Origin of the sequence: Thermoflexibacter ruber, from assembly GCF_900113045.1 — a bacterium.
GTDB classification, from domain to species: Bacteria; Bacteroidota; Bacteroidia; order Cytophagales; family Thermoflexibacteraceae; genus Thermoflexibacter; species Thermoflexibacter ruber.
Genome location: NZ_FONY01000009.1, coordinates 131168 through 141402 on the forward strand (window position 1 = coordinate 131168; position 10235 = coordinate 141402).

Annotated in this window: 6 protein-coding genes and 1 pseudogene; 3 read left to right on the forward strand and 4 right to left on the reverse strand. The window is 39.3% G+C overall.

All coding sequences use genetic code 11. The features are described 5' to 3' along the window. Positions 1–50: 50 nt before the first annotated feature. A complete protein-coding gene (locus tag BM141_RS06920; RefSeq protein WP_091542322.1) occupies positions 51–911 on the reverse strand; it encodes an SPFH domain-containing protein in 861 nt (286 codons plus the stop codon). Positions 912–1402: 491 nt separating this feature from the next. On the opposite strand from BM141_RS06920, the gene gltB reads away from it, so the two are divergent. Together gltB and BM141_RS06930 are read left to right on the forward strand one after the other, a co-directional pair. After that, entirely contained in the window at positions 1403–5986 is a 4584-nt protein-coding gene (gene gltB / locus BM141_RS06925) for a glutamate synthase large subunit (RefSeq protein ID WP_091542351.1), read from the forward strand. Positions 5987–6129: 143 nt separating this feature from the next. Beyond that, the gene (locus tag BM141_RS06930) at positions 6130–7632 is read left to right on the forward strand and encodes a glutamate synthase subunit beta (protein ID WP_091542326.1); all 1503 of its coding nucleotides are present in this window, start codon (positions 6130–6132) and stop codon (positions 7630–7632) included. A 211-nt stretch (positions 7633–7843) separates the two neighbouring features. Here BM141_RS06930 and BM141_RS06935 read toward each other — a convergent pair whose 3' ends face one another. From BM141_RS06935 to BM141_RS23640, 3 genes are all read right to left on the reverse strand, one after another. Then, positions 7844–8725 carry a TlpA disulfide reductase family protein gene (locus tag BM141_RS06935; protein ID WP_091542328.1) on the reverse strand — a complete coding sequence of 294 codons (882 nt, stop codon included), beginning with the start codon at positions 8723–8725 and terminating at the stop codon, positions 7844–7846. Positions 8726–8829: 104 nt separating this feature from the next. Next, a complete protein-coding gene (locus BM141_RS06940; RefSeq protein ID WP_091542330.1) occupies positions 8830–9447 on the reverse strand; it encodes a bacteriocin fulvocin C-related protein in 618 nt (205 codons plus the stop codon). 219 nt (positions 9448–9666) lie between these two features. Further along, the gene (locus tag BM141_RS23640) at positions 9667–9801 is read right to left on the reverse strand and encodes a hypothetical protein (protein WP_262509451.1); all 135 of its coding nucleotides are present in this window, start codon (positions 9799–9801) and stop codon (positions 9667–9669) included. Between the two features lie 221 nt (positions 9802–10022). Here BM141_RS23640 and BM141_RS22835 point away from each other — a divergent pair. Then, positions 10023–10235, forward strand: a pseudogene (locus BM141_RS22835) (IS982 family transposase); the annotation flags it as partial.

Here is a 10235-nt window from a genome sequence, read left to right on the forward strand (position 1 = left end):
GTTATTTGACCCACTGTAAGGGCTTATAACCGCTTACAGTGGGTTTAAGATTAGTAAATAGAGCCTGTATTCACTACGGGGCTTGCATCTTTGTCAGAGCAAAGCACTACCATCAAGTTGCTGACCATTGCCGCCTTGCGCTCCTCGTCTAAGTGAACTACCTCTTTCTTAGAGAGTTCATTGATTGCCATCTCGACCATCGTTACAGCCCCCTCTACTATTTTCTGGCGTGCTGCGATGATAGCTAAGGCTTGTTGGCGTTTGAGCATTGCCCCTGCAATTTCCTGAGCATACGCCAAGTGGCTAATTCTTGCTTCTATGACCTCTATGCCCGCAATAATCAAGCGTTCTTCTATTTCTTTCTCGAGGGCTTGGTTCACCTCCGCTACTCCAGAGCGAAGCGTAACTTCGTGTTCCCATTCTTCTATGTTGTCATAGGGATAGCCCCCTGCCAAGTGTCTAATTGCCGCTTCGGTCTGTACTTGCACGAAGTTTTCAAAGTTGTCCACCTCAAAAGAAGCTTTGTAGGTGTCTTGTACTCTCCAAACCACAATCGCCCCAATCATAATCGGATTTCCAAGTTTATCATTTACTTTGATAGGAGTACTATCAAAGTTTTTTGCTCTTAGCGTAATAGGTTTTTTGGCTAAAAATGGATTCACCCAATAAAAGCCATTTGCCTTAACTGTACCTTTATATTCCCCAAAAAGCGTGAGTACCATTGCCTTGTTAGGACTGATAAAGAAAAAGCCAATCAATAGTATAAATTCAATAGTTAGAATTACACCGCCGCTAATAGCAAAAATAGGCTCTTGGGTAGTTATACCATAGATACCAACACCTAAAGCAACAAAAATTAAAAACAACATGGGATAGCCAGACATAGGCTTTACTTCTTTTTCTGTTTTCATAATGTTATTTATTTTAGTTTTAATTTAATATCATTTTAATATCGTTTTGTATTCAAATTAACGCATAAGTTTTTAAAAAGTTGCTAAGAATTAAAAATATTTTTAGAGGAGAATTAAAAATTTTGGCTTTCCCAAATTTTTATCTCAGAGTAATCCATTGGTGAAAGTCTGTAAAATCTGTGTTCTAAAATTATTTTGTAAAAAAGTTATTAAAAAAATAGTTACTGGGACAGAATCAGTTTAATTGAGTGTAATTTGGAAGTATGATAACTGATAAGCATTGTATCCTTTTCCATTATTTTAAATTTTTGATATTTTTTTGAAATATTTTAAATAAAACTCACAAAAAAATATCAATTTTGTTGAAAATTCAAAAATATTTAGTATCTTTCAAAAATTTTATTGCACCTATCACTAAACTGAACAAAGGTGCTTCCCAATCATAGCGACTATCAAACATATTTTTATATAAACTAATCGTACGAAAGATGATGCAAGAGCAGAACTGCAAACCTTACCAAGAAGAAGGATTATATCATCCAAGCTTCGAGCATGATGCCTGCGGGATTGGCTTTGTCGCTAATATCAAAGGGCGCAAGTCGCACCAAATCGTAGAAGATGCCCTAAAAATGCTTACACGCATGGAGCATAGAGGCGCCTGCGGTTGCGAGCCGAATACAGGAGATGGCGCAGGGATTTTGATACAAGTTCCTCACGAATTTTTTTTAGACGAATGTACCAAATTAGGGCTGGACTTGCCGCCTTATGGTGAATATGGGGTAGGTATGGTATTTTTCCCAAAAGATGAAAAACTCAGAGAGGAATGTAGAGCTACGCTAAACCGCAACATCAAAAAGCTGAAATTGGAATTGATAGGCTATCGTACTGTGCCTACGGATAACTCTATGATTGGAGAAACCGCTTTCCTCGCAGAGCCACACATAGAGCAAGTTTTTATCAAAAGACCTTCGCATATTACTGACTTGATGGCTTTTGAGCGCAAGCTCTTTGTCTTACGCAACTATGCCACACGTATCATCAATGAAACAGTAGCAGGTTTGCAAGGGGCTTTTTATTTTACATCGCTTTCTTACAAGACTATTATTTACAAAGGACAACTGACTACAGGGCAGGTGCGTCCTTATTTCCCTGATTTACACGACGAACACATAGTCTCAGCCTTAGCAGTGATTCACTCTCGCTTTTCTACTAACACTTTCCCGTCTTGGAAGTTGGCGCAGCCCTTCCGCTACATTGCTCACAATGGGGAAATTAATACGGTCAAAGGCAATGTTTCTTGGTTTACTGCGGCTGAGGTAGATTTCTTTTCTCCTTATTTCTCGAAGGAAGAAATGGAAATGCTCCGTCCGATTTGCAACCCAAGTCAGTCAGACTCAGCTAATTTGGACAATGTAATAGAGATGTTAGTTTTGAGTGGTCGTTCTTTGCCTCATGTAATGATGATGCTGATTCCCGAAGCATGGGACGGCAACGAGCAAATGGACGCTACACGCAAAGCATTTTACGAATTCCACGCATCTTTGATGGAGCCTTGGGACGGTCCTGCCTCTATCACTTTTACCGATGGAAACATCGTCGGGGCAACTTTGGACAGAAACGGCTTGCGTCCCTCGCGTTACTGCGTAACCAATGAGGACGTCGTCATTATGGCTTCCGAATCAGGAGCATTGGAAGTTGACCAATCCAAAGTCATTAAAAAAGGTCGCTTACAGCCCGGGCGTATGTTCATCGTGGACATGGAGCAGGGTAGGATTATTGCTGATGAGGAGGTAAAAGAGCAAATTTGTTCTCAACAGCCTTATGGAGAATGGCTAAAGCAGTACAAAATCCGACTAAGCGATGTGCCAAGTCCCGCAGGCAAGTTCCGACCTTTGGACGAGAAAGCCTTGCTAAAAAGACAAATTTCCGCAGGCTATACTTCCGAAGATTTAAAATATGTCATCGGTCCTATGGCAATGACAGGCTTAGAGGCATTAGGTTCAATGGGTCTGGATACGCCTTTGGCTGTGCTTTCAGAGCAAAGTCAGCATTTATCTAATTACTTCAAACAACTTTTTGCCCAAGTAACCAATCCTCCTATAGACCCGATTCGCGAGCGTATGATTATGTCTTTGATTTCTTTTGTAGGTCAAAGTAAAAATCTATTGACGGAAACTCCTCAGCACTGCCATACGCTTGAACTGCAACAACCTGTGTTGAGCAATGAGGATTTGGAGAAAATTCGCTACATAGACCACAAAGGTTTTCAATCCAAGACTATTTATATGTATTTCAAGGCAGATGGCAAGGAGGGTTCTTTGGAAAGAGGTTTAGACCGCATCTGCCAATATGCCGAACATGCTGTAGAGGATGGTTTTTCTATTATTATCCTTTCTGACCGCAGTTTTGACAGTAGCCATGCTCAAATTCCTTCACTTTTAGCCACTGCAGCGGTTCACCATCACCTTTTGCGTAAAGGCATGAGAGGGAGCGTAGGGATAGTGGTAGAAACCTCTGATGTGTGGGAAACTCATCACTTTGCGACTTTGATAGGCTACGGGGCTTCGGGGGTCAATCCTTATTTGGCTTTTGAAACGATTTCTTATATGAAGCAAAAAGGTTTATTGGATACAGAGCTAAGTGAGGAAAAACTGCATTACAACTATACCAAAGCCGTAGGAAAAGAATTGCTCAAAATTTTTGCAAAAATGGGAATTTCTACCCTCCAATCGTATCAAGGAGCACAGATTTTTGAGGCTTTGGGTATTCACAAAGAAGTAATAGATAGGTATTTCACAGGAACTATATCGAGAATTGGTGGTTTGAAATTAGATGATATTGCTAAAGAAGTATTGATAAGGCATCGCTTAGCCTTTCCTACCGAGCCGCTGCCTACCCAACGCTTAGAAGTAGGCGGGGTTTATCAGTGGAAACAAAGAGGCGAGGCACATATATTCAATCCTCAAACTATTCACCTCTTACAAGAATCCACTAAACGAAATGACTATCAATTATTTAAAAAATATTCAAAACTCATAGATGACCAAACTCAAAAGGCTTTGACTTTGAGAGGAATGTTAAAGTTCAAAAAAAGAAATCCTATTCCTATTGAGGAGGTTGAGCCTATTGAAAATATTTTTAAGCGATTTGCTACGGGGGCTATGTCTTTTGGCTCTATTTCTTGGGAAGCTCATACTACTTTGGCGATTGCTATGAATAGGATTGGCGGAAAAAGTAATAGCGGCGAGGGAGGCGAAGACGAGAGAAGATATAAAAAATTAGCCAATGGTGATTCTATGAACTCTGCCATCAAGCAAGTAGCCTCGGGACGCTTCGGAGTAACAAGTTATTACCTGAGCAATGCTCAAGAACTACAAATAAAAATGGCTCAGGGTGCAAAACCGGGAGAAGGTGGGCAACTTCCTGGACACAAGGTAGATGAGTGGATTGGTCGTACTCGCCATTCTACACCTGGGGTGGGCTTGATTTCTCCCCCCCCGCATCATGATATTTATTCTATTGAGGACTTAGCTCAGTTGATTTTTGACTTAAAAAACGCCAATAGAGAGGCAAGAATCAATGTAAAATTGGTTTCTGAGGCAGGAGTAGGCACTGTTGCGGCTGGGGTTTGCAAGGCACACGCCGATGTAGTGCTAATCGCAGGGCATGACGGAGGCACAGGGGCATCGCCACTTAGTTCTATTCGCCATGCAGGGCTGCCTTGGGAGTTGGGCTTGGCTGAGACGCACCAAACCTTAGTGAAAAATAAATTGCGTAGCAGAATCATCGTACAAGCTGATGGACAAATTCGCACAGGAAGGGACTTAGCGATTGCGGCGTTGTTAGGGGCTGAGGAATGGGGAGTGGCTACTGCCGCACTGGTTGCCACAGGTTGTGTTATGATGCGTAAATGTCATTTGAATACTTGTCCTGTGGGAGTGGCTACACAAAATGAAGAACTCAGAGCCTTATTTACAGGAAAACCTGAATACGTAGTTAATTTGTTCACGTTCTTGGCGTTAGAGCTAAGAGAAATTATGGCAGACTTAGGCTTTCGTACAGTAAATGAAATGGTTGGGCAAAGCGATTGCTTAGAAGTAAGAGAAGACATCAAACATTGGAAGCATAAAAACTTGGACTTGTCTGCTGTACTTTACAAAGCCCCTGTAACCTTAGATGTAGGGCTTTATCACCAAGAGGAACAGAATCATGGTATAGATAATGTATTGGATTGGCAGTTACTTGAGAAGGCAAAACCTGCCCTCCAAAACAAAGAAAAAGTCTATGCACAGTTTAAAATTATCAATATAGACCGCGCCGTAGGAACGATGCTCTCTAATGAAATTTCTAAAAAGTATGGAGCAGAGGGTTTACCACAAGATACCATTCATTTCAAATTCAGAGGGACAGCAGGGCAGAGTTTTGGTGCATTTGCCGCTAAAGGATTGACCTTAGAGTTAGAAGGAGATAGCAATGATTACTTTGGTAAAGGTCTTTCAGGCGCGCGTATGATTCTCTACCCAGACCGTACTGCGAACTTCGAGCCTTCGGAGAATAGCATCGTGGGCAATGTAGCTTTTTACGGTGCTACTTCGGGAGAGGCTTATATCAGAGGCATGGCAGGTGAAAGGTTTGCAGTCCGCAACTCAGGCGTAAAAACAGTAGTCGAGGGCATAGGCGACCATGGTTGCGAATACATGACAGGTGGCTTAGTCGTAGTCTTGGGCAAAACAGGACGCAATTTCGCCGCAGGTATGAGTGGAGGTGTAGCCTATATTTGGAACAAAGACGGAGATTTCGAGGCGAAACTCAACAAAGAAATGGTTTCCTTAGAAACACTAAGCGAAGAAGACCAGAGCATTATCCGAATGTTTGTGGAAAATCATGCCCAATATACTGATTCCCAGTTAGCAAAATACATTTTAAAAGATTGGGAAAAAGTCATCAAACAGTTTGTCAAAGTAATGCCTAACGACTTTAAAAAGGCTTTGGAAAAGAAAAATATCTCTCTTTCAGAGCAAATCCACAACAGGGAGATTGTTTACGGTATTTTCCAAGAAGTTGAGGCAGTGTAGTTTGTAGTTTCTGGTTGATAGTTTATTGTTTTTTGATTGTAGTTCCGATTTTCCAAACCGCAGTGGAACTATCGGAAAAGTAAAATATAAAATGAATAATTGTACGAGTTGAAAGCTCATACTCCGATAAAAAATATATCAATATGGGAAAGCCAACAGGGTTTATGGAGTTTGATAGACAGACTCCTTCCAAAAGAAAAATAAATGAAAGAGTGCTTGATTATCAGGAAATTGAAGAAACTTTGCCGATAAGCACTGCTAAAAATCAAGCGGCTCGTTGCATGAGCTGCGGGGTGCCGTTTTGCCATAGTGGCTGCCCTTTGGGAAACATCATTCCTGAGTTCAATGATGCTGTTTATGAGCAGAACTGGGAATATGCTTACGAATTGCTCATTTCCACCAATAATTTCCCTGAGTTTACAGGAAGAATTTGTCCTGCGCCTTGCGAAACCGCTTGTGTATTAGGGATTAATAAGCCACCTGTTACGATAGAGGCAATAGAGAGGTTCATCATAGAAACTGCCTTCGAGAAGGGATACATCAAACCCAATCCACCGCTTTACCGCACAGGGAAAAAAGTAGCTGTTATTGGCTCAGGTCCCGCAGGTTTGGCGGCAGCGGCTCAGCTAAACAAAGCAGGACACTGGGTTACGGTTTTTGAGCGCGCTGATGCGATTGGAGGACTGCTCAGGTATGGGATTCCTGATTTTAAGTTAGACAAAAAAATCATAGACCGCCGCTTGCAAGTCATGGAAGAGGAAGGCATTACCTTCCAAACCAATGCCAATGTGGGCGTGAATGTACGTACAAAGGCTTTATTAGAAGATTTTGATGCCATTGTGCTTTGTGGGGGGGCTACAGTGCCAAGAGATTTGCCTATCAAAGGTCGAGAACTCAAAGGCGTTTACTTTGCTATGGAGTTTTTAAGCCAGCAAAACAAGAGAGTAGCCAAACGTCCCGTCCAAGTCGACCATGCAGGGAAAACCTATCCACATGGAGAGATTTGGGCAACAGATAAAAACGTAGTCGTGATAGGTGGTGGAGATACAGGCTCTGATTGCGTAGGGACTTCCAATAGGCACAAGGCAAAGTCTGTAACACAGATAGAACTTATGCCTATGCCTCCTAAGCAAAGAGCAGAAAGCACCCCTTGGCCTCAGTGGCCTATGATGCTTAGGACTTCTACCTCACATGAGGAAGGTTGTGAGCGCCATTGGGCTATCCAAACCAAAGAATTTGTAGGCGACGAGCAAGGCAATTTGAAAGCCTTGAAAGTGGTAGATATAGAGTGGAAAATAGAGAATGGGCGAATGAACTTTACAGAAATCTCTGATACTGAAAGAGAAATCCCTTGCGAATTGGCATTATTAGCTATGGGCTTCCTCAGTCCAGAGCATGAAGGAATGTTGAACGACTTAGGCGTAGAACTTGACGAGAGAGGCAATGTAAAAGCCCATAACTACCAAACCAACAATCCCAAAGTATTTACCGCAGGAGATATGCGTAGAGGGCAGTCTTTAGTAGTCTGGGCAATTTCCGAAGGACGAGAAGCCGCCAGAGAGGTAGATTTATATTTGATGGGACACACCGAATTGGAGGCAAAAGCAGTTTCCATGCTCAGTACGCAGAAGTTGGCGTTGGTGTAAAAGCAATTACCTAAAAAGATTTTCAAGATATAGGCTTTAATGGATTTGATAAGCATCCTTGACAAAAGTTAGAATTTTGTCAGGGATTGTTATTCATCATGTCATTGTATCTTGTTCAAAGACTATGTTAGCTTGTTTTGTTTCTAATTTGCACGAATTAAGAAAAATAATAGTAGCTACAAAAATAATAACTGAAGATAATCTCATATTTTTAATCATTCAATAGTTGCTCAATGTCTGTAATAGAATTTATGACGTAATTACTGATTTTAGGATTCCCAAGTCCTTCATAGCTCTGCTTTATTCTCCCATCTTTACCTATTCGCAACTCTACAGGGTAGCCATTTTTTCCTATTTGATACCGATTGATAAAAATACCCATAGAGTCATAGTAGATAGGGTGCTTGAACTGCCAAGTTTTCAATAGTTCTTTGGTTTCCTCCATACTACTCAGTTTCCCATCTACTATGCTTGCCACTAACACATCAGGATTATTCGCAAAATGTTCGTAAATCTTGTCTAATTCTTTCAGTTTGGGCATACAATTGCCACATTTGGTGTACCAAAAATCTAAGACTAATACTTTATTGGCAAAGTATTCTTCAGAAATTAATCTCCCTTCTATGCTCTTTAATGCAGGAACATTGATTGTCATGCCCAATAAATACTCTTTTTCTAACGTATTGATACTCAGATTGTATATATAATTACGGACAAAATAGTTAGTATAAAAAAGTTCAAGAACTAAAAAAAGAACAATCAATACTATATGCTTGCCTATACTATTTCTACGATAATAATAACCTAATAAGTAACTTAGCCCACCAGTAAAAAAAGTGGCTGGGGTTATGGCAGGAAAATACAGAGAAGACATTTCTGTATAGAGGAAAATAGCATAGCCAAGTAGTGAACTAATAATGATAGAGTGATAAATAATGGGACGGGTAGCAACTTTATGAAAAGCCAAACCAAGAAAGAAATAACAAATGCTATAGAAAACAAACGACACTTCCCAGCCTGCCAAGTTTTTGATATGTCCAAAAAGAAGAAATGGGATATAAGCAGTAAGGGCAAGAAATATATTTTTTTTCATTGGAACTAATTATTATTTATGATTTAGATTTCAATGGATAAATACCAAAATATTGTTTTACCCATTGAAATCTAATATTTTAACAAGTATAAACTTTTTTATTATTAGTAGCTACACTTCCCATCACAAAGAGAAGTTCCCATCAGTCCACAAGTTGTATTCTCCCTACTTGATATACACTGTTTATTAGAAACACAAGAACCTCCAAAACCACAACTTAACGAATAGCGACAGTTACATCCTGCCTCAACTTCTTCAACTCTGCCAGACGAAAGGTTTTTATCTAAATTAGCATCAACAATACCAAGTCCATCAACTGTGCCTATAAAGAATAATTCTTGTACTGTAAATAGACCACTCTCGCTTGCTTTATAAAACCATTCTTTTTCAAATTCTTTCATAAATGCCTCTAATTCTGGAGTTCCCGCTCGTCTAAATAAATCTACGCTTACAAGAGCAAATAACTTATTGATATGTGCCAACTGTGCTTTGCTATATTTTTTATTACTCAAGTGCTTTTCAAAATGTCTTGTCCATAATATGGTTTTTTCTTCTGGATTAAGATTTGAGTAGCTAAATTTTACTGCATAGTTAGGCAGATTTTCTATTTCTGAGAGTAAAGCAAGGTTAATATTTGGAGATTTTATCAAATCATTCTCAGTTTTGGATAACTCAATCGCTTTTTCACAAGAAAATAGCATACAAATAAAGGTGATTGACATTCCTAAATATATTTTAGAAAAAAAATCCAATTAAATTTTTCATATTTTAAAAATATAATTTTGGTTAAAAATAAATTTAAAATATCATTATCTACCTCGAGGACTAATAAAGATATTTCACAAAGTTACGCCCCAACCTTCCGAGAATTTCGGAAGAAGAAAATATTTTGAAAGGAGTGCTACTTTTTTGAAATAGCACCTCTGATTTGCAAAATATTGTTAATCAATAGCTTTGCTGGGGGGGGTAGTAGATTTATTAGCCTTCTTAAAGCCAATTTCTATCCTTCCCTCTTCGGTATAGACATAACTTTGGCGGTGCGAGCAGTAGGCTACGGGTGCGCCTAAATCCCTCATTATATCAATGAGTTCGTAGAGTGTACTTTTAGAAATTTCTAACCTTTGAGCAGTTTTTAGGTAGTTTCCTGTGCGCCCTTGTCTAATGAGTTGGTCAAATTGTCCTATTTTATTAACGTGAGTTATTGAGGTAATTGCTTAAAAGTCAATTTTTTATGATAAAAAATGTTCAATATTAATAAATATAGTATATTTGAAAATTACACTAATCAAAGAATACTATGTACTTAATATTGAACACAACAAAACTAATAGAAATTTACATTACTTGTGATGACTTTGCTAAAAAATTTGAACAGTATCAATTAAGTCAAGGACAAGTTGTACCACAAGAAAAAATGTCTTGTTCAGAAATCATGGCAATTGTGATTTATTATCATATATCAGGCATGAAATGTTTCAAATATTACTATCAAAGTATTATTAAAGGCTAT

Bases quoted from the DNA above. Each gene is read 5' to 3' on its own strand.
- BM141_RS06930 (WP_091542326.1), top strand. From the start codon at position 6,130: ATGGGAAAGCCAACAGGGTTTATGGAGTTTGATAGACAGACTCCTTCC.
- BM141_RS06920 (WP_091542322.1), bottom strand. From the start codon at position 911: ATGAAAACAGAAAAAGAAGTAAAGCCTATGTCTGGCTATCCCATGTTG.
- gltB (WP_091542351.1), top strand. From the start codon at position 1,403: ATGCAAGAGCAGAACTGCAAACCTTACCAAGAAGAAGGATTATATCAT.
- BM141_RS06940 (WP_091542330.1), bottom strand. From the start codon at position 9,447: ATGTCAATCACCTTTATTTGTATGCTATTTTCTTGTGAAAAAGCGATT.
- BM141_RS06935 (WP_091542328.1), bottom strand. From the start codon at position 8,725: ATGAAAAAAAATATATTTCTTGCCCTTACTGCTTATATCCCATTTCTT.
- BM141_RS23640 (WP_262509451.1), bottom strand. From the start codon at position 9,801: ATGAGGGATTTAGGCGCACCCGTAGCCTACTGCTCGCACCGCCAAAGT.